At 69.2% G+C, this 24,768-nt stretch carries 27 protein-coding genes; 19 read left to right on the top strand and 8 right to left on the bottom strand.

The genetic code is table 11. The features are described from left to right. Window positions 1–35: 35 nt before the first annotated feature. Complete coding sequence (locus tag J2851_RS14370) at window positions 36–947, top strand: restriction endonuclease (RefSeq protein ID WP_209766970.1); 912 nt, start codon at window positions 36–38, stop codon at window positions 945–947. A 129-nt stretch (window positions 948–1,076) separates the two neighbouring features. Here the strand turns inward: J2851_RS14370 and J2851_RS14365 are convergent, their stop codons facing one another. Together J2851_RS14365 and mtgA are read right to left on the bottom strand one after the other, a co-directional pair. Then, window positions 1,077–1,361, bottom strand: a complete 285-nt coding sequence (locus tag J2851_RS14365) for a hypothetical protein (RefSeq protein ID WP_209766969.1) — start codon at window positions 1,359–1,361, stop codon at window positions 1,077–1,079. A gap of 197 nt (window positions 1,362–1,558) precedes the next feature. Next, entirely contained in the window at window positions 1,559–2,245 is a 687-nt protein-coding gene (gene mtgA, locus J2851_RS14360; protein ID WP_209766968.1) for a monofunctional biosynthetic peptidoglycan transglycosylase, read from the bottom strand. A gap of 125 nt (window positions 2,246–2,370) precedes the next feature. Here mtgA and J2851_RS14355 point away from each other — a divergent pair, with 125 nt between their 5' ends. Continuing rightward, window positions 2,371–5,136 (top strand): ATP-dependent DNA helicase, encoded by a 2,766-nt coding sequence (locus J2851_RS14355; RefSeq protein ID WP_209766967.1) that lies wholly within the window; start codon window positions 2,371–2,373, stop codon window positions 5,134–5,136. A 90-nt stretch (window positions 5,137–5,226) separates the two neighbouring features. On the opposite strand, the gene J2851_RS14350 is transcribed toward J2851_RS14355, so the two are convergent. Next, the gene (locus J2851_RS14350) at window positions 5,227–6,174 is read right to left on the bottom strand and encodes an AEC family transporter (protein ID WP_209766966.1); all 948 of its coding nucleotides are present in this window, start codon (window positions 6,172–6,174) and stop codon (window positions 5,227–5,229) included. Window positions 6,175–6,315: 141 nt separating this feature from the next. On the opposite strand from J2851_RS14350, the gene J2851_RS14345 reads away from it, so the two are divergent. Continuing rightward, complete coding sequence (locus J2851_RS14345) at window positions 6,316–6,720, top strand: tellurite resistance TerB family protein (RefSeq protein ID WP_209766965.1); 405 nt, start codon at window positions 6,316–6,318, stop codon at window positions 6,718–6,720. 4 nt (window positions 6,721–6,724) lie between these two features. Further along, window positions 6,725–7,597 (top strand): NAD(P)-dependent oxidoreductase, encoded by an 873-nt coding sequence (locus J2851_RS14340; protein ID WP_209766964.1) that lies wholly within the window; start codon window positions 6,725–6,727, stop codon window positions 7,595–7,597. A 100-nt stretch (window positions 7,598–7,697) separates the two neighbouring features. On the opposite strand, the gene J2851_RS14335 is transcribed toward J2851_RS14340, so the two are convergent. After that, window positions 7,698–8,717, bottom strand: coding sequence for an aspartate-semialdehyde dehydrogenase (locus J2851_RS14335; protein WP_209766963.1), 1,020 nt, complete (start codon window positions 8,715–8,717; stop codon window positions 7,698–7,700). A gap of 121 nt (window positions 8,718–8,838) precedes the next feature. On the opposite strand from J2851_RS14335, the gene J2851_RS14330 reads away from it, so the two are divergent. After that, window positions 8,839–9,117, top strand: a complete 279-nt coding sequence (locus J2851_RS14330; RefSeq protein ID WP_246500652.1) for a hypothetical protein — start codon at window positions 8,839–8,841, stop codon at window positions 9,115–9,117. 79 nt (window positions 9,118–9,196) lie between these two features. Here the strand turns inward: J2851_RS14330 and J2851_RS14325 are convergent, their stop codons facing one another. Then, the gene (locus J2851_RS14325; protein ID WP_209766962.1) at window positions 9,197–9,634 is read right to left on the bottom strand and encodes a hypothetical protein; all 438 of its coding nucleotides are present in this window, start codon (window positions 9,632–9,634) and stop codon (window positions 9,197–9,199) included. Window positions 9,635–10,211: 577 nt separating this feature from the next. On the opposite strand from J2851_RS14325, the gene sdhC reads away from it, so the two are divergent. Genes sdhC through J2851_RS14305 form a run of 4 tightly spaced genes read left to right on the top strand, consistent with a single transcriptional unit; the run spans window position 10,212 to window position 13,610 of the window. Beyond that, on the top strand, window positions 10,212–10,601 hold the full coding sequence (gene sdhC, locus J2851_RS14320) for a succinate dehydrogenase, cytochrome b556 subunit (protein WP_209766961.1): 390 nt from the start codon (window positions 10,212–10,214) through the stop codon (window positions 10,599–10,601). A gap of 11 nt (window positions 10,602–10,612) precedes the next feature. After that, the gene (sdhD, locus tag J2851_RS14315; RefSeq protein WP_209766960.1) at window positions 10,613–11,014 is read left to right on the top strand and encodes a succinate dehydrogenase, hydrophobic membrane anchor protein; all 402 of its coding nucleotides are present in this window, start codon (window positions 10,613–10,615) and stop codon (window positions 11,012–11,014) included. Window positions 11,015–11,020: 6 nt separating this feature from the next. Continuing rightward, entirely contained in the window at window positions 11,021–12,802 is a 1,782-nt protein-coding gene (gene sdhA / locus J2851_RS14310) for a succinate dehydrogenase flavoprotein subunit (protein WP_209766959.1), read from the top strand. Window positions 12,803–12,833: 31 nt separating this feature from the next. Continuing rightward, entirely contained in the window at window positions 12,834–13,610 is a 777-nt protein-coding gene (locus tag J2851_RS14305) for a succinate dehydrogenase iron-sulfur subunit (RefSeq protein ID WP_209766958.1), read from the top strand. 180 nt (window positions 13,611–13,790) lie between these two features. Here the strand turns inward: J2851_RS14305 and J2851_RS14300 are convergent, their stop codons facing one another. Beyond that, window positions 13,791–13,994 (bottom strand): hypothetical protein, encoded by a 204-nt coding sequence (locus J2851_RS14300; RefSeq protein ID WP_209766957.1) that lies wholly within the window; start codon window positions 13,992–13,994, stop codon window positions 13,791–13,793. Window positions 13,995–14,164: 170 nt separating this feature from the next. On the opposite strand from J2851_RS14300, the gene J2851_RS14295 reads away from it, so the two are divergent. Continuing rightward, window positions 14,165–15,013, top strand: coding sequence for a branched-chain amino acid aminotransferase (locus tag J2851_RS14295; RefSeq protein WP_209766956.1), 849 nt, complete (start codon window positions 14,165–14,167; stop codon window positions 15,011–15,013). 118 nt (window positions 15,014–15,131) lie between these two features. Beyond that, entirely contained in the window at window positions 15,132–15,830 is a 699-nt protein-coding gene (locus tag J2851_RS14290) for a hypothetical protein (RefSeq protein WP_209766955.1), read from the top strand. Here the strand turns inward: J2851_RS14290 and J2851_RS14285 are convergent. Then, window positions 15,824–16,174, bottom strand: a complete 351-nt coding sequence (locus J2851_RS14285; protein WP_246500651.1) for a hypothetical protein — start codon at window positions 16,172–16,174, stop codon at window positions 15,824–15,826. The genes J2851_RS14290 and J2851_RS14285 overlap by 7 nt on opposite strands. 102 nt (window positions 16,175–16,276) lie before the next feature. Next, window positions 16,277–16,909, bottom strand: a complete 633-nt coding sequence (locus tag J2851_RS14280) for a S24 family peptidase (RefSeq protein ID WP_209766954.1) — start codon at window positions 16,907–16,909, stop codon at window positions 16,277–16,279. A 198-nt stretch (window positions 16,910–17,107) separates the two neighbouring features. Here J2851_RS14280 and J2851_RS14275 point away from each other — a divergent pair, with 198 nt between their 5' ends. From J2851_RS14275 to J2851_RS14240, 8 genes are all read left to right on the top strand, one after another. Next, window positions 17,108–17,500 carry a hypothetical protein gene (locus tag J2851_RS14275; RefSeq protein ID WP_307419597.1) on the top strand — a complete coding sequence of 131 codons (393 nt, stop codon included), beginning with the start codon at window positions 17,108–17,110 and terminating at the stop codon, window positions 17,498–17,500. Further along, window positions 17,497–17,898, top strand: a complete 402-nt coding sequence (locus tag J2851_RS14270; protein ID WP_209766953.1) for a hypothetical protein — start codon at window positions 17,497–17,499, stop codon at window positions 17,896–17,898. The genes J2851_RS14275 and J2851_RS14270 overlap by 4 nt, the downstream gene beginning before the upstream one ends. 48 nt (window positions 17,899–17,946) lie before the next feature. Next, window positions 17,947–18,396, top strand: a complete 450-nt coding sequence (locus tag J2851_RS14265) for a hypothetical protein (protein ID WP_209766952.1) — start codon at window positions 17,947–17,949, stop codon at window positions 18,394–18,396. A 4-nt stretch (window positions 18,397–18,400) separates the two neighbouring features. After that, window positions 18,401–19,939 carry a portal protein gene (locus J2851_RS14260; RefSeq protein ID WP_209766951.1) on the top strand — a complete coding sequence of 513 codons (1,539 nt, stop codon included), beginning with the start codon at window positions 18,401–18,403 and terminating at the stop codon, window positions 19,937–19,939. Continuing rightward, window positions 19,932–20,207, top strand: a complete 276-nt coding sequence (locus tag J2851_RS14255) for a Bbp19 family protein (protein WP_246500650.1) — start codon at window positions 19,932–19,934, stop codon at window positions 20,205–20,207. Before J2851_RS14260 ends, J2851_RS14255 begins: the two co-directional genes overlap by 8 nt. Window positions 20,208–20,238: 31 nt before the next feature. Then, a complete protein-coding gene (locus J2851_RS14250) occupies window positions 20,239–20,973 on the top strand; it encodes a capsid assembly protein (protein ID WP_209766950.1) in 735 nt (244 codons plus the stop codon). Window positions 20,974–21,186: 213 nt separating this feature from the next. After that, a complete protein-coding gene (locus J2851_RS14245; protein WP_209766949.1) occupies window positions 21,187–23,541 on the top strand; it encodes an EAL domain-containing protein in 2,355 nt (784 codons plus the stop codon). A 391-nt stretch (window positions 23,542–23,932) separates the two neighbouring features. Beyond that, the gene (locus J2851_RS14240; RefSeq protein WP_209766948.1) at window positions 23,933–24,751 is read left to right on the top strand and encodes a phage capsid protein; all 819 of its coding nucleotides are present in this window, start codon (window positions 23,933–23,935) and stop codon (window positions 24,749–24,751) included. The last annotated feature ends 17 nt before the right edge of the window (window positions 24,752–24,768 follow it).

Raw genomic sequence — 24,768 nt, 5'->3', positions numbered from 1 at the left:
GGCAGCATGCCCATCTGCAATTCCCCGGTGAAGCGATGCCCATACCCGACTTCCAGACATTCATGTTACCCGTTCTCAAAGCCGGAGCGGATGGAGAAGTCCGGACGACGCATGTTGCCGGGCAGGTCGCTGATGCGTTTGGGCTCTCTGACGAAGAAAAATGTCAGCTCCTCCCGAGCGGCAAGCAGCGCATTGTGGACAACAGAGTGCATTGGGCTCGTACGTTTTTGGCCAAAGCTGGTCTCGTTCAAGCGACGAAGCGTGGCCATTACAAGGCGACCGAGCTCGGTTTGCAGATCCTGTCGCAGAACCCTGCCCGTATTGACAACAAGTTTCTGGATCAGTTTCCCGGTTTTCGGGAATTTCGCTATGGAAACTCACCGGAAAGCCCCGAGATTGTGGCGGTTGCCGGTGCCGATGAAGACCAAACGCCTGATGAGATCATGCGCTCTGCCTTCAAGCAGGTGGAAGCGGCGTTGCGCGGCGAAATTCTCAGTCGGATTTTGGCCGGGCCTCCAAGCCTTTTTGAGCAGGTTGTGGTGAAGCTGCTGCTGGCAATGGGCTACGGCGGGTCGGTCGACGATGCTGGAAGGGTGCTCGGTAAATCCGGCGACAACGGGGTCGACGGTGTCATCGACCAAGACGCGCTTGGATTGGATCGCGTTTACGTTCAGGCCAAGCGCTATCGTCCAGGAAACAATGTTGGCGCAGGGGAGATCCGCGATTTCTTTGGAAGCCTTGACCACTTTAAGGCTTCCAAAGGTCTGTTTGTGACCACTTCAAGCTTCAGTCCGTCAGCGCGGGATACTGCGGAACGTTTGAGCAAAAGAATAGTGCTGATCGACGGCGAGCAGCTTGCGCAGCTGATGATGCGATACAACGTCGGTTGTCGAGTGGAGGACACTCTGTACTTGAAGAAGATCGACGAAGACTTTTTCCTTGAGTAGTTGTCGCCGCAGTCCGCCAGCCTGTCCCCCTCTACGATCGCCGCGCGCCGGTATGGTCCTGTGTATCCGCAATCGAAAGAGCGGGAAGGGGCGGGCGCGCAGACGCCGGCCCCTTCCCTTGTGCGCTCATCAACCGACGACGTTGTCGTTGGCGTCGTAGTAGGTGACGGTGTGTCCGCACATGCCGAACGCGGACCAAGCAAGTTGCTCAGCCTCACTCCGGCCTATGTTGAAGCGATCGAATGATTGGAACTCGCCGCACAGGAATCCGAAGTTTCCCGAAAAATGAACTCTGGCGTACCGCGTGCCGTCGGCCGCGTCGACGTTTGCCTTCGGGTTCTCCGGTATCTCCGTTTCAGAAATCAGCTTGTAATCAACCCCATGCCATTCGGCAGTCTGTTGTTCTTCGTGCATTGCGCGATCTCCTGTCGGTCAATATCGCATAGGTTTTTCGACCCAATCAATTTGAGACATTAGCGAGGAAAAGTCATTTGGCAAAACAGCCGCTGGGCTGCTCGGGGAAGCGGCGCTTCGACGCATCGAACCCCCTGTGATCGGCGGGCGCGCCGATGGGCGTGGGGGCGGATGTTCCGGGGCGGCCCCGACATCCCCTACCGCGCGCACTCCGCCAGCCCGTCCCGTTCCACGATCGCCATGCGCCGCTCGATGATCCCGGCGCGCCGTGCGACGTAGGCGCCGGGCGGATTCGGGGACCATTTGCGGGGGCTCGGCAGCACGACGGCGAGGAGGGCGGCCTCGCGGCGGGTCAGGGCCGAGGCGGGCTTTTTGAAATGGTGGCGGGCGGCGGCCTCGGCGCCGTAGACGCCGTCGCCCCATTCGATGCTGTTCAGGTAGACCTCCAGGATGCGGCGCTTGGGCCAGAGCTGCTCGATCAGCAGGGTGAACCAGACTTCCACGCCCTTGCGGGTCCAGCTGCGGTCGGGCCAGAGGAAGGCGTTTTTCGCCGTCTGCTGGCTGATGGTGCTGCCGCCGCGCAGGCGGGCGCCCTCCTCGTTGTCCTCGAAGGCGCCCTCGATGGCCGCCCAGTCGAAGCCGCCGTGGCCGCAGAACAGCGTGTCCTCCGACGCGATCACCGCGCGGGCGAGATGCGGGGAGATGGCGGAGAGCGGCACCCAGTCGTGCTCCAGCCCGGCGCCCCCCGCGGCGCGGATCAGCATCAGGGGCGTGGCCGGCACCGGCACGAAGCGGTAGAGCGCCGCCCAGCCGACGCTGAAGGCCGCCAGTCCCAGGGCCAATGCCACCAACCAGCGCAGGATGCGCCGTATCGAAAACCGCATGCCGTCAAGCTCCGACCGTGGGCGGGGCGCCACTGTCGGGCGATGGGGGCCGTAAGGTCAACATGGGCTTGCTGGACGAGCTTGTTCCTCGCATTGGCGGGCCGGGGGCCTCTATACTGCGCCGCATGGATCCGACCTTCGCGCCGCCTCCCCCCTCCTTCAGGCTCGACGACGCGCCCGCGCTGGTGGCCGGCGCGCGGCAGGTCGTGCTGCTGACCGCCGACGGCGAGGTGGAGGAGCTGTCGCCCGCCGCCGCGGCGATGCGGGTGCGCCGCCAGCCGCCTCTGGTCTGTCATGCGCGGGCCATGGCGCGGCGGCTGGGGGTGGAGCCCTTCACCGCCTTCGACGTGCTGGAGCTGTTCGCCTTCGTGAAGCCGGCGACCTTCTGCGTGCCGACCCCGCGCGGGCTGGCGGAGGCGCTGGACCTGCCCATCCCTGACGGGCTGGACGCCGACGCGCTGGCGCTGCAACGGGCGGTGCGGCGGCTGCTCGGCCTGCTGGGGTCGCCGGGGCGGGAGGAGGCGTCCGATCCCGTGGCCTTCGCCTGGGAGATGGGGCGGGCCGGCTGGCCCTGGGCGCCGGCCGTGCTGGCCGCGCTCGGCAAGCCGGACGGGCCGGAGAAGGGGGCCGGACGCTCCGGCCTGCGCGTCTGGACGCGCATCAAGGAATGGCAGGACGGCCCGCCGGAGCCGCCGCCCGCCCACCACCCGGTGGAGCCCGACGAGGCGCGCCGGCGTCTGGCCGAGATGCTGTCGGCGAGCGTGCCCGGCAAGGTGGCGGAGCCGCGGCCGCAGCAGGCCGACTACGCCAGCGCCGTGTCCGCCGCCTTCGCCCCGCGCACCGCCCCGGATACGCCGAACGTGGTGCTGGCGGAGGCCGGGACGGGCGTCGGCAAGACTCTCGGCTATCTCGCGCCGGCCACGGTGTGGGCGGAGAAGAACGGCGGGACGGTGTGGATCTCCACCTACACCCGCAACCTCCAGCACCAGATCGACGCGGAGCTGGACCGCCTCTACCCCGAGCCGGCGACCAAGGCGCGCAAGGTCGTGCTGCGCAAGGGGCGCGAGAACTACCTGTGCCTGCTGAACCTGGAGGAGGCCGTGCGCGGCATGCCCATGCAGCCGCACAACTCGGTGGGGATCGGGCTGATGGCGCGCTGGGCCGCGGCGACGCGCGACGGCGACCTGACGGGCGGCGACTTTCCGGGCTGGCTGGTGGACATCGCCGGGCGGGCGCGGACCCTGGGCCTGGCCGACCGGCGGGGGGAGTGCATCTATTCGGCCTGCGACCACTACGCCCGCTGCTTCATCGAGAAGAGCGTGCGGCGCGCCCGCAAGGCCGACGTGGTCATCGCCAACCACGCGCTGGTCATGGTGCAGGCGGCGCTGGGCGGGGGCGAGGAGCCGACGCTGCCCAGCCGCTACGTCTTCGACGAGGGGCACCATGTCTTCGACGCGGCCGACGGCGCCTTCGCCGGGCACCTGACCGGGCGGGAGACGCAGGAGCTGCGGCGCTGGCTGCTGGGGGCGGAGGAGGGGCGCAGCCGCGCCCGCGGGCTGAAACGCCGCATCGAGGACCTGATCGCCAGCGACGACCGCGCGCAGGAGCTGATGGACGCCGTCATGCTGGGCGCCCGCGTGCTGCCGGCGGAGGGCTGGGGGGCGCGGCTGTCCGCCGACAACCCGCAGGGGGCGACGGAGAAGTTCCTGCTGATGGCGCGCCGGCAGGTCTACGCGCGGACGGCGGGGCAGGGCGGGCCCTACAGCCTGGAGGCCGACAAGGCCTACCCGGTGGACGGGCTGCTGGAGGCGGCGGAGGCGCTGGAGGGGGCTCTGGTGCGGCTGGCGGAGCCGCTGGCGGGCTTGGCGAAGCGGCTCGCCGCGCGGCTGGAGGACGAGACGGCGGAACTGGACAGCGACCAGCGCCGGCGCATCGACGCCATGGCCCGCAGCCTGACCCGGCGCGGCGTGCTGACGGTGGAGGCTTGGCGGTCGATGCTGAAGACGCTGGCCGTGGAGACTCCGCCGCAGTTCGTGGACTGGTTCGCGGTGGAGCGGATCGACGGGCGCGACGTGGACGTGGGGCTCTACCGCCACTGGGTCGACCCGACCGTGCCCTTCGCGGAGGCGCTGGCCGGGCCGGCGCACGGGATGGTCGTGACCTCCGCCACCCTGACCGACGGCACGGGCGATCTGGAGATGGACTGGCAGGCGGCGGCCGACCGGTGCGGCGCCAGCCATTTGCCGAAGCCGGCGCTGCGCGCGCAGGTGCCCTCGCCCTTCGACTACCCCAACCGCACGCGGGTGATGGTGGTCACCGACGTGCGCAAGGATGACCTGGGGCAGGTTGCCGCCGCCTACCGCACGCTGTTCCAGGCGGCGGGGGGCGGGGGCCTGGGGCTGTTCACCGCGATCAGCCGGCTGCGCGCCGTCTATGACCGCATCGTGGAGCCGCTGGACGCCACCGGCCTGCCGCTCTACGCCCAGCATGTGGACCCGCTGGACGTGGCGACCCTGATCGACATCTTCCGGGGGGAGGAGCACGCCTGCCTGCTGGGCACCGACGCGGTGCGCGACGGGGTGGACGTGCCGGGCCGGTCCTTGCGCCTGATCGTCTTCGACCGCGTGCCCTGGCCGCGCCCGGACATCCTGCACCGGGCGCGCCGCGACGCCTTCGGGCGGCGCCGCTACGAGGACATGATCGCGCGCCTGCGGCTGAAGCAGGCCTTCGGGCGGCTGGTGCGGCGGGCCGACGACACGGGCGTCTTCGTCCTGCTCGACCCCATGATGCCGAGCCGCCTGTTCGGCGCCTTCCCGGAAGGCGTGGAGGTGCGCCGGGTGGGCATCAAGGAGGCGGTGGCGGAAACGGCGGAGTTTTTGCGGGGGTGGTGAGTGGGTGCCGTTGGGTTGCGCTGCGCTCCACCCAACCTACGCGAGAGCCTTACGGTAGGTCGGGTGGAGCGCAGCGCAACCCGACGGCGGCTACTGCGCCGGCGCGTAGAGCGCCAATAGGGCCGATAGGGTCACCACGCTGGCGATCGTGGACATCAGGATCGCCGACGAGGTGCGCTCCACGTAGATGCGGTACTGGCTCGCCACCACGAAGGTCAGGGCGCCGGTCGGCAGGCCGGCGAGGATGATGGCGGAGCCGGCCCAGAAGGGGTCCAGCGGGAACAGCGTGCGGATCAGCAGCCAGCACAGCGCCGGCTGGACGACCAGTTTCAGGGCGCTGATCCAGCCGACCTCCAGAAGGTTCGCCTTCATGCTTTGGGTCGCGAGGAACAGGCCGATGGCGAACAGGGCGCAGGGGCCGGCGGCGGCGCCGATCAGCTCGCAATAGGTGGCGATGGGCTTCGGCACCGGCACGCCGGACAGCAGCACCGACCAGGCGAGGCCGAGGACGGTCGAAATAATCAGCGGGTTCTTGGCCAGCGCCCGGCCGACGTCGCGCAGCGCCTTGGACAGGCCGTCGGCGCGGTTGTTGGCGAACTCCAGCCAGATCACCGCGATGCCGACCATGATGGCGCTCATGATCACGGTGGCGAGGATGGCGGGGGCGAGGTGGTCCGGGCCGAAGGCGGCCAGGAACAGCGGGATGCCCATGTAGCCGGTGTTGGAGAAGCAGGCGTTCAGCCCCTGCATGCACTGGATCTGCGTCCGCTCCCGGTGGATCACCCGGCCGAGGATGGCGCCCAGCGCGTAGACCGCGAGCATGGAGCCCAGGAAGGCGCCGATGAAGGGGCCGTTGAAGATCTCCGGCAGCGACCGCCGCGCCGTGCCCAGGAACAGCACCGGCGGCAGGGCCATGAAGTAGACGAACTTGTTCAGCGCCTCCGACGACGCCGGGCCGAGGATCTTCGCCTTGCCGGAAAGGACACCCGCCAGGATGATGGCGAAGACGGGGAGCGCCACGTTGAAGACAACCGACATGGGCCCGACCTTAAGGGGGAGGATGCCCCCTGTCGAGCGCCCCCTGTCGAATGATGAAGACCTCCACCTTGGGCATGGCTCCCTTGACGCCGGGGAAGGCACGGGCAAGATTGGCAGTGCCCCAAACCCGCAGGAGTTCCGATGATCAACCACCACAGCGCCCTCATCTACGTCATGGTGCTGGTGTCGGCGTGCGACGGCGACATGACGGACGCGGAGCTTGAGGCCATCGGCGAGAACGTCCGCTATCTGCCGGTCTTCAAGGACTTCGACATCGACCGGCTGACCGACGTCACGCGCGAATGCTCCGGCCTGCTGGCCGACCAGGATGGGCTGGAGACGACGCTCCAGATCATCAAGGACGCGACCCCGCACAAGCTCGTGGAGACGGCCTACGCGCTGGCCTGCGACATCGCCGCGGCCGACCCCTCCGCCTCGCAGGAGGAGCTGCGCATGCTGGAGATGATCCGGCACAAGCTGGGCGTCGACCGGCTCTGCGCCGCCGCCATCGAACGCGGCGCCCGCGCCCGCCACGCGCGTCCCTGACCGGATGAGCGTCGACTTGAAGGACCGGACGGTCGGCGTCATCGGGCTCGGCCTGATGGGCCGGCCGATGGCGCGCAACCTGGCGAAGGCCGGGGCGTCGCTGGTCGTCCACAGCCGCAGCCCCGGCCCGGTCGAGGAACTGGCCGCGGAGGGCATGAGCCCCGCGGCCAGCCCGGCCGAGGTCACCGCCCGCGCCGACACCGTCGTGCTGATGCTGTCCGACACCGTAGCGGTGGAGGCGGTCGCGGCCGGCCTGATGGAGGCCCTGCGGCCCGGCCATCTCGTCATCGACATGGGCACCACGGCGGTGGAGCCGACCCGCCGCCTCGCCGAGGCCGTCCGCGCCAAGGGGGCCGAGTGGGTGGACGCCCCGGTCAGCGGCGGGACGGTGGCGGCGGAGGCCGGCAGCCTGACCATCATGGCCGGAGGCTCGGCGGAGGCTTTCGCGAAAGCCCTGCCGCTGTTCCAGGTCATGGGCCAGCGCATCACCCATGTGGGGGACAGCGGGGCCGGGCAGGTCGCGAAGATGGCCAACCAGGTCATCGTCGCCCTGTCCATCGGCGCGGTGGCGGAGGCCCTGGCGCTCGCCAAGGCGGCGGGCGTGGAGCCGGCCAAGGTGCGCGACGCCATCCGCGGCGGCTTCGCCGAGTCGCGGATCCTCGACCTGCACGGCCAGCGCATGGTGACCGGCGACTTCACCCCCGGCGGCCGCGTGGTCACACAGATCAAGGACCTGAAACAGGCGGAGGAACTGGCCGAACAGTCCGGCATCCAGCTGCCCGCCCTGGGCCTGAGCCTGGAGCTGTTCGAGATGCTGGCCGACCAGGGCGACGGCGGCCTGGACCACGCCGCGCTGTATCGCCTGTTCGTGAAGTAAGTCTTTTGAAATCCGTAGGTTGGGTGGAGCACAGCGCAACCCAACACCCGCTGCACCGCGGACCTGTTGGGTTCCGCTGCGCTCCACCCAACCTACAAGCTCACTCCGGCAGGTAGTCCTTCACCAGAAGTTCGGCGATCTGCACGGCGTTGAGCGCGGCGCCCTTGCGCAGGTTGTCGGACACGCACCAGAAGGACAGGCCGTTGTCCACCGTGTAGTCCTCGCGGATGCGGCTGATGAAGACCGGATCGTCGCCGGCGACGTCCACGGGGGTGATGTAGCCCTCGTTGTCGCGCTGGTCGATCACCTGGACGCCCGGCGCCTTGCGCAGGATCTGGCGGGCCTCCTCCGCGGTGATCGGCTCCTCGCACTCGATGTTGATCGCCTCGGAGTGGCCGATGAAGACCGGGACGCGCACGCAGGTGGCGGTCACCTTGATCCGGGGGTCGAGAATCTTCTTGGTCTCGACGTTCATCTTCCACTCTTCCTTCGTGTAGCCGTCGTCCATGAACTGGTCGATGTGCGGGATGACGTTGAAGGCGATCTGCTTGGTGAAGGTGGACTTCTGCACCGGGTCGTTCACGAAGATGGCGCGGGTCTGGCTGAACAGCTCGTCCATGCCCTCCTTCCCGGCCCCGGACACCGACTGGTAGGTGGATACCACCACGCGGCGGATCGTGAAGCGGTCGTGCAGCGGCTTCAGCGCCACCACCATTTGGATCGTCGAGCAGTTGGGGTTGGCGATGATGCCCTTCTTGCGATAGCCGATCATCGCCTCCGGGTTCACCTCCGGCACCACCAGCGGCACGTCCGGGTCCATGCGGAAGTGCGACGTGTTGTCGATGACGATGGCCCCGGCCGCCGCGGCGCGCGGGCTGTGCACCGCCGACACCTTCGCCCCCGGCGAGGACAGGACGATGTCCACGCCATTGAAGTCGAACTTGGCGAGGTCATGGACCTTCAGGACCTCGTCCTCGCCGTAGGAGACCTCCTTGCCGGTCGAGTTCTCCGACGCCAGAGCGATCACCTCGTCGGCCGGGAACTTCCGGTCGGCGAGCGTGGTCAGCATTTCCCGTCCGACGTTGCCGGTGGCGCCGACGACCGCGACTTTGTAGCCCATGGCGGTGGATCCCTGTGATGAAAAGCGGTGCAAAGAGGGCTTGAGGTATGCGGTTCCCGACGGAATTGCAACAGCGCCCGCGTTGTGAGACGGTGCACGAACAGCTTCCAACGACCGCGACTTGACCCGCCGGCTCATGACCACGCCGCTCGAAGACATCATCGCCAAGGCGATCAAGGACGCGGACAAGTCCTTCTTCAACGAGGACTACACCAAGCAGGCGCGTTCCGTGATGACCGCGCTGAAGAAGGCCGGCTATCAGGTCGCCCCCATCAAGCCGCCGGACGGGCTGGTGGAGTGGGCCAAGGAGAACATCCCCTTCGGCCGCCTGCGCCCCGCCGAGCTGATCACCCAGATGTATTCGATGATGCTGGAGAACGTGCGGCGGTTCGACAAGTAGAGGGGACCGGCGCGGTCGCCCGGCCGGTCCCTCCCGTCCCCCCGCCCGCAGGGCGGGCGTCTCCCGTCCGGCAAAGCCGTCAGAGCGCGATGTGGTCGAAGTTCGGGACGGTCGCGAAGACGGCCGGCGGCGTCTTGTCCGCCGAGGTCATGGTGACGATCTTGCTGGTGCCGGCGGTGTAGTAGATGATGGCGGGCACCGGCGCCTTGCCCTGGGTGAAGCCGTGCTCGGCGCCGTAGCCGCCCTGGTCGCCGGTCACCTTCAGGATGACGTTCAGGCCGCCGCGGGACTTCTCGATGAAATACTGGTGGCAGCCCGTCTTGTTGCCCTTCCCGGTGCAGGGGTAGGCGTTCTGCACGATGAGGCCGGGCTTGCCGCCCAGGTTCCCCAGGTTCGCCTCCAGCAGCGCGCGTTCCGCGTGGTTGAGGAGGTTGTCGCCCCGTTCGGCGCTGCTTTCGGCCTTCTTGCGCCATTCGTTGGCGGGGGTGATGGTGTAGAGCGCGGCGTTGACCGGCATTGGACTGTCCTTTTTCTGAATTGGCTTCGGATTTTTGGCGCCATTGGAAGGAGAATGCGCCGGTATGACTTGCTGTGGCGGCGTATTCCCTGGCGCCGGTCATCGACGATAATGGATTTGAAAAGTCCTGCTTTCTGCCTGATCTCAGAATCATTGTTCGCCGATGTCCGGGACACCGCCCGCGACGGCGCCCGGAATGCCGTTGAATGTACGGCCCCGATTGCCCATCTTGGATTGCGACAGCGGACGCAGGCGTCACCCCCGCGTTGCGGGTGGGATGGCGACCGTGCCCCGCATAGCGTGGCCGGAGCGGGTTTGCAGTCACCGCAAGGGAAGCGCGGGCATCGAAAGAAATGCTGGTAATACCACGCCCAAGCAATCGGCCTTTGTTTTCAGGCACTTCCCGCGGTGCGCCATTTTGATCACGGCTAAGTCCCCGCCGTTGACTCGGGTGCGCGAGAAGCGTAATTCAATGCGCCAATCACAGCAGGGCCTAAAACTTTCGGTCTCGCACCACCCGCCGTCGCGGCAAAAAGCCCTCCTTGCCGCGACCGGCCGCCGAACAGAGGACGACGCAATGGCAAACGGCAGCGGTCGGCCGCTTTCCCCGCATCTTCAAGTCTATAAATTCGAATGGACCATGGCGCTGTCGATCACGCACCGCATCACGGGCGTGGGGCTGGCCGTGGGCACGCTGCTGCTGACCTGGTGGCTGGTCGCCGCCGCGGCCGGCCCGGAGTCGTTCGCGCGCGCGCAGAAGTTCATCGGCTCGGGCCTCGGCCTGCTGCTGATGTTCGGCTGGACCTGGGCTCTGTTCTACCACCTGGCCTCCGGCATCCGCCACCTGGTGTGGGACGCCGGCTATTCGTTCGAGCTGAAGGAAGCGGAGCTGGGCGGCAAGATCGTCGCCGGCGCGTCGCTGGGCCTGACCATCCTGGCCTGGATCATCGGCCTGGCCGTGTGGTGAGGAGACTGACAATGGCAGCCAATCTTTCCAAGAAGTCCCTGCGCAGCCCGCTGGCCGAGGCGCGCGGCCTGGGCTCCGCCAAGCACGGCACCGAGCACTGGTGGCACCAGCGCGTGACCGCCATCGCGCTGGTCCCGCTGACCATCTGGTTCGTGTTCGGCGTCATCCGCCACCTGGGCGCCGACCACGCCGCCTTCGTCGCCTGGATGAAGTCGCCCTTCTCGGCGGTGATGATGGCCCTGACCGCCGCGGTCACCTTCCACCACGCGCAGAGCGGCCTGCAGGTCGTGATCGAGGACTATGTGCACAACGAACTGGCCAAGGTGCTGAGCATCCTCGCCGTCAAGTTCGTGTGCTACGCGCTGGCCGCGGCCTGCGTGTTCTCCGTCCTCAAGATTTCGTTCGGAGCCTGACGAGCCATGGCCGCCTACGATATTATCGATCATTCCTATGACGTCGTCGTCGTCGGTGCCGGCGGTGCGGGCCTGCGCGCCACCTTCGGCATGGCCGAGAAGGGCCTGAAGACGGCGTGCATCACCAAGGTCTTCCCGACCCGCTCGCACACCGTGGCCGCCCAGGGCGGCATCTCGGCGGCGCTGGGCAACATGAGCGAGGACGACTGGCGCTTCCACATGTACGACACCGTCAAGGGGTCGGACTGGCTGGGCGACCAGGACGCCATCGAGTACATGTGCCGCGAGGCCATCCCGGCGATCATCGAGCTGGAGCACTACGGCGTGCCCTTCTCGCGCACGCCGGAAGGCAAGATCTACCAGCGCGCCTTCGGCGGCATGACCGCCCATTACGGCAAGCAGCAGGCCTACCGCACCTGCGCCGCCGCCGACCGCACCGGCCACGCCATCCTGCACACGCTGTACCAGCAGTCGCTGAAGCACGAGGCGGAGTTCTTCGTCGAGTATTTCGCGCTCGACCTGATCATGGAAGACGGCGTCTGCAAGGGCGTGGTCGCCTGGAACCTGGACGACGGCACCATCCACCGCTTCCGCGCCCAGCTGGTCGTGCTGGCCACGGGCGGCTACGGCCGCGCCTACTTCTCGGCCACCTCGGCCCACACCTGCACGGGCGACGGCGGCGGCATGGTGCTGCGCGCCGGCCTGCCGCTGCAGGACATGGAGTTCGTGCAGTTCCACCCGACCGGCATCTACGGCTCCGGCTGCCTCATCACCGAGGGCGTGCGCGGTGAGGGCGGCTACCTGACCAACTCCAACGGCGAGCGCTTCATGGAGCGCTATGCCCCGTCGGCCAAGGACCTCGCGTCCCGCGACGTCGTGTCGCGCTCGATGACCATCGAGATTCGCGAGGGCCGCGGCGTCGGCGCGCACAAGGACCACATCCACCTGCACCTGGAGCACCTGCCGCCGGAGATCATCCACCAGCGCCTGCCCGGCATCGCCGAGACGGCCAAGATCTTCGCCGGCGTGGACGTCACCAAGGAGCCGATCCCGGTTCTGCCGACGGTGCACTACAACATGGGCGGCATCCCCACCAACTTCCGCTGCGAGGTGGTCAACCCGACCGCCGACGATCCGGACCGCGTGGTGCCCGGCCTGATGGCCATCGGCGAGGCCGCCTGCGTGTCGGTGCACGGCGCCAACCGCCTGGGCTCCAACTCGCTGCTCGACCTCGTGGTGTTCGGCCGTTCGGCCGCCATCCGCGCCGCCGAGATCGTCGAGAAGGGCAAGTCGGTGTCGGCCTCGGCCGCCGGGACGGAGTTCGCGCTGGAGCGGTTCGACCGCATCCGCAACGCGAAGGGCTCCATCAAGTCGTCGGAACTGCGCCTGGAAATGCAGCGCACCATGCAGAACAACTGCGCGGTGTTCCGCACCGGCGAGGTGCTGGAGGAGGGCGTGAAGCTCATCGACCAGACCTTCGCCAAGAAGGGCGACATGGCGATTTCCGACCGCTCGCTGGTCTGGAACTCGGACCTGGTCGAGGCGATCGAACTCGACAACCTGCTGTACCAGGCCGTCGCCACGCTGCATTCGGCGAAGAACCGTCCGGAAAGCCGCGGCGCCCACGCCCGCGAGGACTATCCGGACCGCGACGACGAGAACTGGATGAAGCACACCGTCATCGGGGTGTCGGACAAGGGCGAGACGAAGATCGGCTACCGCCCGGTCCACATGTACACCCTGACCGACGAGGTGCAGGTGTTCCCGCCCAAGGCCCGCGTCTACTAAGGCGGCCACGAGCAAGGCAAGGATACGAACCATGGTCGAATTCAACCTGCCCGCCAATTCCAAGGTCGGCGTCGGCAAGACCATCAACGCCGCCAACGGCGCCAAGCGGGCCAAGAGCTTCAAGATCTACCGCTGGACGCCGGACGACGGGCAGAACCCGCGGGTCGACACCTACATCGTCGACCTGGACAAGTTCGGGCCGATGGTCCTGGACGCGATCATCTACATCAAGAACAACATCGACTCGACCCTGACCTTCCGGCGCTCCTGCCGCGAGGGCATCTGCGGGTCCTGCGCGATGAACATCGACGGGCTGAACACGCTGGCCTGCCTGAAGGCCATCGAGGACATCAAGGGCGATGTCAAGATCTACCCGCTGCCGCACATGCCGGTGGTGAAGGATCTCGTCCCCGACCTGAAGCACATCTACGCCCAGTTGGCCTCGATCAAGCCGTGGCTGCAGACGCAGTCCCCGGCCCCGAGCCGCGAGCGCCTGCAGTCGCCGGAGGACCGCGCCAAGCTGGACGGCCTCTACGAGTGCATCCTGTGCTTCTGCTGCTCGACCTCCTGCCCCAGCTACTGGTGGAACGGCGACCGCTACCTCGGCCCGTCGATCCTCCTGCAGGCCTACCGCTGGATCGTCGACAGCCGCGACGAGATGACGGGCGAGCGCCTCGACAACCTCGAGGACCCGTTCCGCCTCTACCGCTGCCACACGATCATGAACTGCACCAAGGCGTGCCCGAAGGGCCTGAACCCGGCCAAGGCCATCGCCGAGATCAAGAAGCTGATGGTCCAGCGCCGCTGATCCGACGCTTCACGGTTCGTGTCGACAAACGGCGAGGCGCTCCCGAGAGGGGGCGCCTCGTTCGTTTTCACGCCATCTGCAATGTTCGCCGCAGAAACAAACTTTCACCACAGAGACACGGAGACACAGAGGGTGATTTCTCTGTGTCTCCGTGTCTCTGTGGTGAAAATTTTCCGGCGCTTACGCGAAGTCCGGGTCGGTCGGCCGGGACGGCGGCAGGTCGTCGTTGGGGATCGGGGACAGGCCGCCGTCCTGCGGGCCGGGGGTCGGAAGGTCCGGGTTGTCGGTGATCGGGGCCGGCGCGGGGGCGTCCTGGCCCGGCGGCGGATTCGGCGGTGCGGAGCGCAGCGGCTGCGGCGTTGCGGTCGGTGACGTCCAGCCCATGGTCGAAATCTCCCTGAAGTGATCGGCGGGTCAGGGACTCAACCGTTCAACTGGCCCGTCTGCGCCCGTTGACCGATGGCGATGAGGGGGTATCCTTTTCGGAGGAGAGAAAGATTCGATCATCCATGGGCCCGATATCGAAAGGGCCGAATCAAGGAAGGGAGAAAATCATGGGAAACACGGCGGGTCAGGCGCTGAGCTACATCAACGGAGAATGGGTTGCGGGCAATCCCGCGATCGTCGGCCCGATGACTCACGCGCTCTGGCTTTCCTCGGTCGTCTTCGACGGCGCACGGGCCTTCCAGGGCGTCGCCCCGGATCTGGACCGGCACTGCGCGCGCGTCGTCCGCTCGGCGCAGGCGATGGGCCTGTCCCCCATGCTGACCGCGGGCGAGATCGAGGAGCTGTGCTGGGACGGCATCCGCCGCTTTCCCAAGGAAGCGGAACTCTACATCCGCCCCATGTTCTATGCCGAGGAGGGCTTCGTGGCGCCCGACCCGGAGAGCACGCGTTTCGTGCTGTCGGTCTATGAGGCGCCGCTGCCCAGCGTGTCCGGCTTCACCGCCTGCCTCTCCACGCGCTGCCGCCCGGCCCCGGCCATGGCGCCGACGGAGGCCAAGGCCGCCTGCCTCTACCCCAACGCCGGGCTGGCCCTGAAGGAGGCGCGGGAGCGCGGCTTCGACAACGCGATCATGACCGACCCCATCGGCAACGTCGCCGAGTTCGCCACCGCCAACCTGTTCATCGCCAAGGACGGGGTGGTGCGCACGCCGGTGCCGAACGGCACCTTCCTGAACGGCATCACGCGGCAGCGCGTGATCGGGCTGCTGCGCGACGACGGCGTCGCGGTGGAGGAGGCGACCCTGTCCACCCGCGACGTGCTGGAGGCGGACGAGGTCTTCTCCACCGGCAATTACGCCAAGGTGGTTCCGGTTACGCGGGTGGAGGACCGCAACCTGGCGGCCGGACCGCTCGCGGCGCGGGCCCGCGCCTTGTACTGGGAGTTCGCCTTCCGCTGACGCGCGGTATGCGGCCCAGAGGCCGGCTTGATAGACGGCCCGGAAACGGGCATGATTCCGGTTGACGGTGGGGCGTCGGGCTTGCTGGCGCCGCCACGATTGGGGGGATCACCACATCATGCAATTCCGTGAACGGCGCCGCGTCATCCAGGTCATCCGCACCACCTACGACCCGGAGGTGAAGCGCGGGCGCTCCGAAGTGCTGGGCAAGATCGACAAGGCGGCGCCCGCCGTCACCGACAAGCTGAACAAGGCCTGCACGCCGGAGGAACTGGCGGAAATCGCCAGCTACCTTGCCAACCGGCAGAACCTGCTGCGCAACGAGGCCGTGCGCGCCGGGGCCGAGACGCTGCCCGCCCAGATGCGCGCCGCCGCCGAGTATTTCCGGACCCACCGCGACGAGGAGGCCAAGGACTTCGCGGTGGACATCCGCGCCGCCTGGGACGAGCTGAAGTCCGCCCTGCGCAAGGCCGGCTTCGCCAAGGGCAAGGCGCTGAAGAAGGCGGCCCAGAAGAGCGCGGAGAAGGCCGCGGTGGCGGAAACGCCGGCCGTGGAGTCCGTTCCGGTGGAGGAACCGGCCGCGAAGGCGGTGGTCGAGAAGACGGTAACCGGGAAGGCCACTGCCGCGAAGAAGGCCGCTCCGGCCAAGAAGCCGGCCACCACGAAGAAGGCGCCCACGGCGCGCAAGGCGGCGGTGCCGAAGCGGACGGAGACGGCGGCCGTCGCCTTGATGGCGTCCAATCCGGAGGTCGCTCCGGAACCGGTGGTGACCGTCCCGCCGGTGGTGGCGGACGTCAAGTCGGACGCCGCTCAGTAAGCGCTGTCGAAAGCGGCGGCCGCCAGGGCGCAGGCCGCGTGGCGGTGGTGCGCCAGGGTGCGGGAGAGACGCGACAGCCACGCGTCGGCCGCCGCACCGGCGGCGGGCAAGGCGGCGCGGCGGCGGGCGGCGCCCTGCCGCGCCTCGGCGGCCAAGCGGTCGTGCAGCGAACGCGCCGCGGAGAGGGCGAGGGCGGTGTGGCGCTCGCCGCCGCCCAGCAGGGCGATCTTCAGGGCGTGTCGGGGCGGGGGGCCGTCATGGCTCCGCTCCAGCGCAGCGAGGCCCGGCCCGTCGGGGCTGTCGGAGTGGGCGCTTGCGGACGGCGGCGGGGCGTCGCGGAACATGGTCGCGTATGCTGCGCGCGCCGCGACGCCCTGTCAAGCCAAATAAAGGAAAAATAACCTAGGATCAGCTGCCCTTGATGGACTGTCCCTGTCTGGCGGCCCTTACTGGCTGGCCCAGATGATCCGCGCCATCCAGGCGACGTCCGCGCGCGGGATGTTGCGGTCCGGGTGGGCGCGGTTGATGGACATCAGCTCCACCTTCGTTGCCGTTTCCCGCATCAGCTGCTTGGCCATCACCTCGCCGCCCTTGGTGCGCACCACCACGCGGTCGTTGCGGCGGATCTGCGCCGCCGGGGACACGATGATGGTGTCGCCGTCGCGGTAGACCGGGTCCATGCTGTCGCCGGCGATCTCCAGCGCGTAGGCGTGCGGGTCGCCGATGCTGGGGAAGAGAAGCTCGTCCCAGCCCACGCCCGAGGGAAAGCCCGCGTCGTCGAAGAAGCCGGCGTTGCCCGCCTGGGCGTAGCCGATCACCGGCACCCGCTGCAGCGAACCGGAACCGGCGGCCTCGCCGACCAGGCTCACGAACTCCGTCAGGGACGCGCCGGTCGCCTCCAGCACCTTGGAGACACTTTCCGTCGAGGGCCAGCGGAGCTTCCCGTCGCCGGTGGTCCGCTTGCTCTTGTTGAAGGTCGTCGGATCGAGCCCGGCGCGCCGCGCGAGCCCGGAGGCCGACAGCCCGTTCTGGGCTGCAAGGCGGTCGATGGCCCGCCAGATGTCCGCGTGTTTCAGCATGGGACGATAATCTCATAATCCCCGCGCGACGTCCCTAGGAACCTTTTCATATTTTCCTTGACGAAGGAATAAAGTCAGTACATAACGTGAACAGACGTTCGCGCCTGCCGCGCAACAGCGCGCCCAGCCGGTCCGAATCGCGAGTGAATCGGAACCCGCGAACGCAAAGCGTGCATTTCAACCGGAAGGCTTCGACGCATGGATCTTCACCGCAGCACCCTCCGCAGCCCGCCCGCGATGGTCTCTCCATCGGCCGCGTTCGACGTCGGCGGCGTTCCGTTCGGCAGCGCCGAGGAGGCGTGGTTCTGGTCGGTCCAGGCGCAGGAGGCCAAGGCGGCCGGTGCCCGCATCACCGCCGGAAAGGGGCTGGTGCAGCGCCCGTGCGAGCCGTCCGACGTGCTGCGCGCGGTGGACCGGCTGTACCGCCGGCGCCTGCTGCTGCGCGACCACCTGCATGTGCTGGTCCATTACGGCCGCCGGCTGATGGCCCCCGATCCGGAGCGCCGCCGCGAGCAGCGCGCCCATGCCCTGTGGCGGGAGGCCTTCGCCCAGCTCGCCCCGGTGCTGCGCGAGAAGGGCATCGTGCAATGAGTTTCGAATCTTCGGACCTTGGGAACACGACCCGCCGTGCCTGGGTGGTGTTCCGCGGCGATGCGGAGCTGTGGTGGCTGCGCCTGCTGCGGCCGGGATTCCGCCACTGCTTCGCGATCCTGAACGACGGCCGGCACTGGGTGCTGATCGACCCCCTGGCGCCCTTCACCGACGTGGAGGTGCTGGACCTGCCCGCCGCCTACGACCTGCCGGGCTGGTTCCGCGAAAAGGGCATGGCGGTCGCCCCGGCGCCGCTGCGCCGCGGCCTGACCCGCCCGGCGCCGTGGGGGCCCTTCACCTGCGTCGAGGCCGTCAAGCGCCTGCTCGGCCTGCACGCGCCCGGCGTGCTGACGCCCTGGCAGCTGTACCGCCGGCTGACCGGCGCCGCCGCGGCCTGACCACCCGCTTTCCCCGCACACCCGCTTCCCAGCAGGAGAAAACCGCCCATGGCGAACCTGTTCAAGGCCCCGCGGCCGTCCGCGACCGCGGTCGTCGCCACCCCGGCACCGGCGCCGGTCCCCGCTCCCGCACCGGTCGCCGAAATGCCGGCCCCCACGCCGGCTCCCCCGCCGGCCCCTGCGCCGGTGGTCGAGACGCCGGCTCCGGCCCCCACGTCGCCCTGGTGGGCGTCGACGCCGCCGGCCGCGGAGGCGCAGCCGGCACCGGCCGCAGCCCCCGCGCCCGCACCGGCCGCCACCCCGGCGGCCGACGCGCAGACCCCGACGGCGCCGGACGCGCCCGCCGCGACACCGGCGGAGAAGGACCCGGCGAAGGCCGCGGAGGAGCTGCTGCAACGGCGCGCGCGCAGCCTGATCGGCACGGTGCAGACCTCCTGGCGCGGCGTGCTCGACACCAACGCGCTGCAGCCGCTGCGCAAGCGCCTGCTGGGGGAATGAGCGCATGAGCGACACCACGATCCGGTCGAAAGGGACACCCGGCGCAACGCCCGCGGCAAAGACGGAGACGGAGGCGCAGGCCCTGCTGGACCGCTACCGCGCGGCGCGGGAGCGCCGGTCGGTGTGGGAAGGCCACTGGCAGGACTGCTACGACCACGCGCTGCCCAACGGGCAGCCCTTCCGCGGCACCGGCACGCCGGGCGAGCGGCGCGTCGACCGGCTGTTCGACGGCACCGCGCCGGACGCGGTGGAGCAGCTGGCCTCCAGCCTGCTGGCGGAGCTGACCCCGCCCTGGTCGCGCTGGTTCGGGCTGGTGCCCGGCCCGACCCTGTCGGACGCGGAGCGCGACCGCGTCGCCCCGATGCTGGACCGCGCCGCGGGCATCGTCCAGGCGCACCTGGACCGCTCCAACTTCGCGGTGGAGATCCATCAGGCCTTCCTCGACCTCGTCACCGTCGGCACCGCCTCCCTGCTGATGGAGGAGGCGGCGCCCGGCGCGCCCTCCAGTCTGCGCTTCACCGCGGTGCCGCTGGCCGAGGTGGTGCTGGAGGAGGGGGCGGACGGTCGGCTGGACGGCACCTACCGCCGCAGCGAGCCGACGCTGGCCCAGCTGGAGCGCCGCTTTCCCGGCGCCGACCTGCCGGACGAGGTGCGCCGGCGCGGCACCGACGAGCCCGACAGCCGCTTCCCCCTGGTGGAGGCGGTGCTGCCCGACGGGCTCGCCTACCGCTGGAGCGTGGTGCTGGACAGCGGGCTGGCTGAGCCCCGCCGGCTGGCCGAGGGGCGGTTCGCCCAGTCGCCCTTCATCAACTTCCGCTGGCTGAAGGCGCCCGGCGAGACCTATGGCCGGTCGCCGGTCATGAAGGCGCTGCCGGACATCAAGACGGCGAACAAGGTGGTGGAGCTGGTCCTGAAGAACGCCTCGGTCGCCGTCACCGGCATCTGGCAGGCGGACGACGACGGGGTGCTGAACCCGGCGACGATCCGGCTGGTGCCGGGGACCATCATCCCCAAGGCGGTGGGCTCCGCCGGGCTGACCCCGCTCGCCAACCCCGGCCGGTTCGACGTGTCGCAGCTGGTGCTGGACGACCTGCGCGCCCGCATCCGCCACGCCCTGCTGACCGACCGGCTGGCGCCGCTCGACCAGCCGCGCATGACCGCGACGGAGGTGCTGGAGCGCTCCTCCGAGATGGCGCGGCTGCTCGGCGCGACCTTCGGGCGGTTGCAGGCGGAACTGCTGAACCCGCTGCTGCTGCGCGCGGTCGCCATCCTGCGCCGGCGCGGCGAGATCCCGGACCTTGCGGTGGATGGGCGCATCGTCGCCCTGCAACAGCGCTCCCCGCTCGCCCAGGCGCAGGCGCAGCGCGACGTTCAGGCGACGCTGCACTGGCTGGAGACGGCGCAGCAGCTCGGCCCCGAGGCGATGGCCACGGTGGACGCGGCGGCCACCGCGCGCTGGCTGGGCGAGGCGTTCGGCGTGCCGGCCCCGCTGATCCGCGCCGAGGTGCCGCCGGCCGCCGCGCCGGGGGGCGCCCATGGTTGAGCGCGATGGATGGGGCGCGCTCGATGCCGTTCCCGCGGCGGCTTCGCCCGACGACCCGGCGCCCGCCTTCGCCCGCTGCTTCGCCGGGCCGGACGGGGAGCGCGTGCTCAACACCCTGCGGGCGATGACGCTGGGCCGCGCGCTGGGTCCCGACGCGCCCGACGCGGCGCTGCGCCACCTCGAAGGCCAGCGGCAGCTGGTCGCCGTCATCCTCGCCCTCGTCGCCCGTGGGTCCGCGCGCGGAACCGTGCACGGGCAGGGCGCCTGATCTCCCATTTATCCACCAACTGGAGTCTCCCATGGCCGAAAACCTGCTGACCTCCTCCGTTCCGGACTCCGCGTCCGCTCCGCCGGTCCCGGAGAAGTTCCGCGACCCGCAGACCGGGGCCGTGCGCGTGGACGCGCTGCTGAAGTCCTACCTGGAGCTGGAGCGCCGCCTGTCGGCTCCCCCCGCGGCTGCCGTTCCCGCCGCTCCCGCGGCCGAGCCCGACCGGCCGAGCCTGCTGAAGATGCTGGGCGTGCCGGACGGGCCGGAGGGCTATTGCATCGCCTGCGACCACGGGCTGTTCCACCCCGACGCGGCGATCAACGGCCGCCTGCACGAGGCCGGCTTCACGCCGGAGCAGGCGCAGCTCGTCTACGACCTCGCCGCCGAGCGGCTGGTCCCGCTGATCCAGGAGGTGGCCGCGGAGTTCCAGGCGGAACGCGAGGTCGAGCGGCTGACCGCCCAGTTCGGCGGCGAGGAGCGCTGGCGGGACGTGTCGCGCCAGCTGCTCGCCTGGGCCGGCAAGAACCTGCCGCGGGCGGCGGTGGAGGGGCTGTCCACGACCTATGAAGGGGTCATGGCGATGTACCGCATGATGTCGGGGACCGAGCCGTCGGCCCTGTCGATGCCCTCTGCACCGGCGCCCGGCGGCGGCGAGGCGGAGCTTCAGGCGCTGATGCGCGACCCCCGCTATTGGCGGGAGCGCGACCCGGCGGTCGTCGCGCGCGTGACGGAAGGCTTCCAGCGCCTGTACCCCAACGCGGGCTGACGTCCGTGCGCCTGCCCCCGGAGTGGCCGCCGCTCCGGGGGCGCTGTGGCGAATGTGTCAAAATGCCGCGGAATTGAGCAAATTAATGGCGCGGTCCTTCGCGGCCGCCACTTGGTTGTTGCGCGTATGACATAAAAAAGCGAGGCTCCGTTACGCAAAGACAACCGGCCGGACGCAACCGGCCGTACGCGTGGACGGGCTGCCGGACTTCCCATGACGTTGCGCCGCAAGATCCGCTGGCTGACCTGGATCGGGCTGATCGGCTGCCTGATGGCGGCCATCCCGGCCCTGTACATGCTGCGCAGCGGCCTGATCTCCGAACGCGGGCGCCTCACCACCGCGCTGGTCGACTCGGCCCACGCGATGCTCGCCGAGATGAACGCCGCCGTGGAGGCGGGCTCGCTCCGGCGGGAGGAGGCCCAGGCCCAGGCGCGGCTGGCCCTGCGCGCGCTCGGGCGCGACCCGTTCCACGTCAGCGTCTTCACCGACGGGAACGTGCCGGCGCACTGGTCCCCGGACGGCCGGAGCGAGCCCGCCATCCTCAGCAGCGTGGTGTTCACCCCCTGGGGCTGGGCCGTCGCGGCCATGTCCGAGACGGAGGACATCGACCGCGAGTTCGCGGTGGAGGCGCTGGCCTTCACGCTGTTCCTGGCGGTTCTGCTGGTGCTGAGCTGGCCGCTGTCCGTCTTCCTGTCGGAGCAGGTGCTGGGCCCGGTGGAGGCCCTGTCGGCGCGCATGGAGCAGCTGACCCAGGGCAACACCGCCATCGACATCCCCGGCCGCGAGCGCGCCGACGAGTTCGGCGCCATGGCCCGCGCCATGGAGTTCTTCCGACGGGCTGCCGGCGCGCTGATCGAGCGCGACGAGCGCCTGTTCGGCATCATGAACAACGTCGGCGAAGCCATCGTGCTGGTCGGCGAGGACGGTCTGGTGGAGGAGCACAACCCGGCCGCCGTGGCGCTGTTCGGCGTGCCGGGGGCGCAGCTGCTGGGCCGCCGCTTCACCGACCTGTTCACCGAGGAGGACCGCGAGCGTGTTGCTTCGCTGCTGGGCGGGCAAGGCGGTGGTGGCGGCGGGGGCTGTGGCCGGACCGAGCGGGCCGAGGAGCTGGGCATCGAGCGCGCGGACCTGGAATCAGGCGGCCAGAGTCAGGGTGGACGGGCCGAGGTCTCGCTGACCGTCTCCTGCCTGGACGTGCACGGGCGACGCAGCTACGTCTGCGCGCTGGCCGACATGACGCAGCGCCTGCGCCACGAGCGGGAGCTGCTGCGGCTGGCGACGCGCGACCGGCTGACCGGGCTGCCGAACCGGGCGCTGGTCGAGTCGCTGCTGGAATCGGCGATCGAGCGGGCGCGCCGCCACGCGCGCTGCTTCGCCGTGCTGTGCCTGGACCTGTCGCGCTTCAAGCTGATCACCGACACCATGGGACACCACGCCGGCGACCTGCTGCTGCAGGAAGTCGCGGCCCGCATTTCCGTGATGGTTCGGGCCAGCGACACGGTCGGCCGCATCGGCACCGACGATTTCGCGGTGATTCTGGAGGAGGTTCGCGACGGCGAGGAGGCGGCGATGATCGCCGGGCGCATCCTGGCCGCCTTCGACGACCCCGTCCTGCTGATGGGGACGGAGCATTACGTCACCCCCTCCATCGGCATCGCGCTCTACCCCGACCACGCCGACAGCGCGCAGGAGCTGATCCGCGCCGCCGACACCGCGCTGTACGCCGCCAAGCGGCTGGGCGGGCGGCGCCACGCCTTCTTCCGCAAGGAGCTGGCCGACCAGGCGCACCGCCATTTGGCGCTCGACCGCGACCTGCGCACGGCGCTGGCCGGCGGGCAGTTCCAGCTGCACTACCAGCCCAAGGTCTCGCTGATCGACTTCTCGCTGGAGGGGTTCGAGGCGCTGCTGCGCTGGGAGAAGCCGGGCCACGGCATGATCTCCCCCGGCGAGTTCATCCCGGTGGCCGAGGACACCGGCTTCATCGTGCCGCTGGGCGACTGGGTGCTGGACGAGGCCTGCCGGCAGCTGCGCGCCTGGCTGGACGACGGGCTGGACCCGGTGCCGGTGGCCGTCAACATCTCCCCCCGCCACCTGCGGCACCATTCGGCGGAGGATTTCCGCCGCATCATCGACCGCCACGGCCTGTCGCCCGACCTCGTGGAGCTGGAGATCACCGAGGGTGCCGTGATGCAGGACATGGACCACGCGCTTGAGGTGCTGGCGGCGCTGAAGGCCATGGGAATCCGCGTGGCCGTGGACGACTTCGGCACCGGCCATTCCTCGCTCAGCTACCTGAAGCGGCTGCCGGTGACGACGCTGAAGATCGACCGGTCCTTCGTCAACGGCGTGCCGTCCGTGCGGGAGGACAACGGCATCGTCTCCACCATCATCGCCATGGCCGACATGCTGGGCCTGGACGTGGTGGCCGAAGGGGTGGAGAAGCCGGAGCAGGCCAATTTCCTGCGCCACCACAACTGCACGCTCGTCCAGGGCTGGCTGACCGGCCGCCCGGTCCCCGCCGTCCAGGCCGCCGACCTGCTGGTGAAGCGGATCAAGCAGCGGGCGTGATTTGACGGGTGGGGCCGTAGGTTGGGTGGAGCGCCAGCGGAACCCAACACACCCCGCGTCGCGACGATGTTGGGTTTCGCTTCGCTGCACCCAACCTACGTTGTTTGTTTTCTACAGGAAAAAAATCTTGACATGGGCGGCGCAAAGTCCTAGAAACGGACTTGCCAACGCCCGAAGTGTCTCCCCTCTCACGACGGGCGGCGGCATCTCCCGAACTCCCCTCACGCCTGTCCTGGAAAGGGCTGGCCGGACAACCGAAAGGCCCGGCCAGCCCTTTTCTTTTTCGCGCTTCGCCCGCGGCCGGGCATGCCCCCGGGCATGGCCGACAACCGGGTGGCGGACTGCTTCCCGCCGGACGGGATCCCGCTGAACGCGAAAGGATCAAAGTCACATGTCCACCTCGATCGCCCAGGCTTTCGTCAAGCAGTTCGAACGCGAAGTGCACGAAGCCTACCAGCGCATGGGCTCCAAGCTGCGCAACACGGTGCGCACCAAGAACAACGTCCAGGGCGCCTCCACCGTCTTCCAGAAGGTCGGCAAGGGCACGGCCTCGACCAAGGCGCGCCACGGCGCGGTGCCGGTCATGAACCTGGACCACACGCCGGTGGAATGCACGCTCTACGACTTCTACGCCGGCGACTGGGTCGACCGGCTGGACGAGCTGAAGACCAACATCGACGAGCGCCAGATCATCGCCAACGCCGGCGCCTATGCGCTCGGCCGCAAGACCGACGAGCTGATCATCGCCGAGCTGGACAAGTCCACCAACTACGCCGGCTCCGCCAGCGACGGCCTGACCAAGGGCAAGGTGCTGGAGGCCTTCGAGCTGCTGGGCGAGGCCGACGTGCCGGACGATGGCCAGCGCTACGCCGTCGTCGGCTGGAAGCAGTGGAGCCAGCTCCTCGGCATCGAGGAGTTCGCCAACACCCAGTATGTGGGGCCCGACGAGCTGCCCTGGCGCGGCACCCAGGCCAAGCGCTGGCTGGGCACGCTGTGGATGCCGCATTCCGGCCTGAAGGCCGCGGGCGGCGTGCGGCTGTGCCACTGGTTCCACAAGACGGCGGTCGGCCACGCCTCCGGCGCCGACGTGAAGACCGACATCAGCTGGCACGGCGACCGCGCCGCGCATTTCGTCAACAACATGATGAGCCAGGGTGCCGCGCTGATCGACGCGGCCGGCGTGGTCACGCTGCGCTGCCTGGAGAGCTGACGGCGCCGCGCGCTTTG

This window comes from Azospirillum rugosum (assembly GCF_017876155.1).
Lineage (GTDB): Bacteria > Pseudomonadota > Alphaproteobacteria > Azospirillales > Azospirillaceae > Azospirillum > Azospirillum rugosum.
Note: the sequence above shows the minus strand (reverse complement) of the source record. Positions and strands in the feature narration are given on the sequence as shown.

Bases quoted from the DNA above. Each gene is read 5' to 3' on its own strand.
- J2851_RS14345 (WP_209766965.1), top strand. From the start codon at position 6,316: ATGATCAACCACCACAGCGCCCTCATCTACGTCATGGTGCTGGTGTCG.
- J2851_RS14280 (WP_209766954.1), bottom strand. From the start codon at position 16,909: ATGCTGAAACACGCGGACATCTGGCGGGCCATCGACCGCCTTGCAGCC.
- J2851_RS14365 (WP_209766969.1), bottom strand. From the start codon at position 1,361: ATGCACGAAGAACAACAGACTGCCGAATGGCATGGGGTTGATTACAAG.
- J2851_RS14325 (WP_209766962.1), bottom strand. From the start codon at position 9,634: ATGCCGGTCAACGCCGCGCTCTACACCATCACCCCCGCCAACGAATGG.
- mtgA (WP_209766968.1), bottom strand. From the start codon at position 2,245: ATGCGGTTTTCGATACGGCGCATCCTGCGCTGGTTGGTGGCATTGGCC.
- J2851_RS14295 (WP_209766956.1), top strand. From the start codon at position 14,165: ATGGGAAACACGGCGGGTCAGGCGCTGAGCTACATCAACGGAGAATGG.
- J2851_RS14245 (WP_209766949.1), top strand. From the start codon at position 21,187: ATGACGTTGCGCCGCAAGATCCGCTGGCTGACCTGGATCGGGCTGATC.
- J2851_RS14340 (WP_209766964.1), top strand. From the start codon at position 6,725: ATGAGCGTCGACTTGAAGGACCGGACGGTCGGCGTCATCGGGCTCGGC.
- J2851_RS14370 (WP_209766970.1), top strand. From the start codon at position 36: ATGCCCATACCCGACTTCCAGACATTCATGTTACCCGTTCTCAAAGCC.
- J2851_RS14255 (WP_246500650.1), top strand. From the start codon at position 19,932: ATGGTTGAGCGCGATGGATGGGGCGCGCTCGATGCCGTTCCCGCGGCG.
- sdhD (WP_209766960.1), top strand. From the start codon at position 10,613: ATGGCAGCCAATCTTTCCAAGAAGTCCCTGCGCAGCCCGCTGGCCGAG.
- J2851_RS14260 (WP_209766951.1), top strand. From the start codon at position 18,401: ATGAGCGACACCACGATCCGGTCGAAAGGGACACCCGGCGCAACGCCC.
- J2851_RS14275 (WP_307419597.1), top strand. From the start codon at position 17,108: ATGGATCTTCACCGCAGCACCCTCCGCAGCCCGCCCGCGATGGTCTCT.
- J2851_RS14290 (WP_209766955.1), top strand. From the start codon at position 15,132: ATGCAATTCCGTGAACGGCGCCGCGTCATCCAGGTCATCCGCACCACC.
- J2851_RS14265 (WP_209766952.1), top strand. From the start codon at position 17,947: ATGGCGAACCTGTTCAAGGCCCCGCGGCCGTCCGCGACCGCGGTCGTC.
- sdhA (WP_209766959.1), top strand. From the start codon at position 11,021: ATGGCCGCCTACGATATTATCGATCATTCCTATGACGTCGTCGTCGTC.
- J2851_RS14250 (WP_209766950.1), top strand. From the start codon at position 20,239: ATGGCCGAAAACCTGCTGACCTCCTCCGTTCCGGACTCCGCGTCCGCT.
- J2851_RS14270 (WP_209766953.1), top strand. From the start codon at position 17,497: ATGAGTTTCGAATCTTCGGACCTTGGGAACACGACCCGCCGTGCCTGG.
- J2851_RS14335 (WP_209766963.1), bottom strand. From the start codon at position 8,717: ATGGGCTACAAAGTCGCGGTCGTCGGCGCCACCGGCAACGTCGGACGG.
- J2851_RS14240 (WP_209766948.1), top strand. From the start codon at position 23,933: ATGTCCACCTCGATCGCCCAGGCTTTCGTCAAGCAGTTCGAACGCGAA.
- J2851_RS14350 (WP_209766966.1), bottom strand. From the start codon at position 6,174: ATGTCGGTTGTCTTCAACGTGGCGCTCCCCGTCTTCGCCATCATCCTG.
- J2851_RS14285 (WP_246500651.1), bottom strand. From the start codon at position 16,174: ATGTTCCGCGACGCCCCGCCGCCGTCCGCAAGCGCCCACTCCGACAGC.
- J2851_RS14355 (WP_209766967.1), top strand. From the start codon at position 2,371: ATGGATCCGACCTTCGCGCCGCCTCCCCCCTCCTTCAGGCTCGACGAC.
- sdhC (WP_209766961.1), top strand. From the start codon at position 10,212: ATGGCAAACGGCAGCGGTCGGCCGCTTTCCCCGCATCTTCAAGTCTAT.
- J2851_RS14305 (WP_209766958.1), top strand. From the start codon at position 12,834: ATGGTCGAATTCAACCTGCCCGCCAATTCCAAGGTCGGCGTCGGCAAG.
- J2851_RS14300 (WP_209766957.1), bottom strand. From the start codon at position 13,994: ATGGGCTGGACGTCACCGACCGCAACGCCGCAGCCGCTGCGCTCCGCA.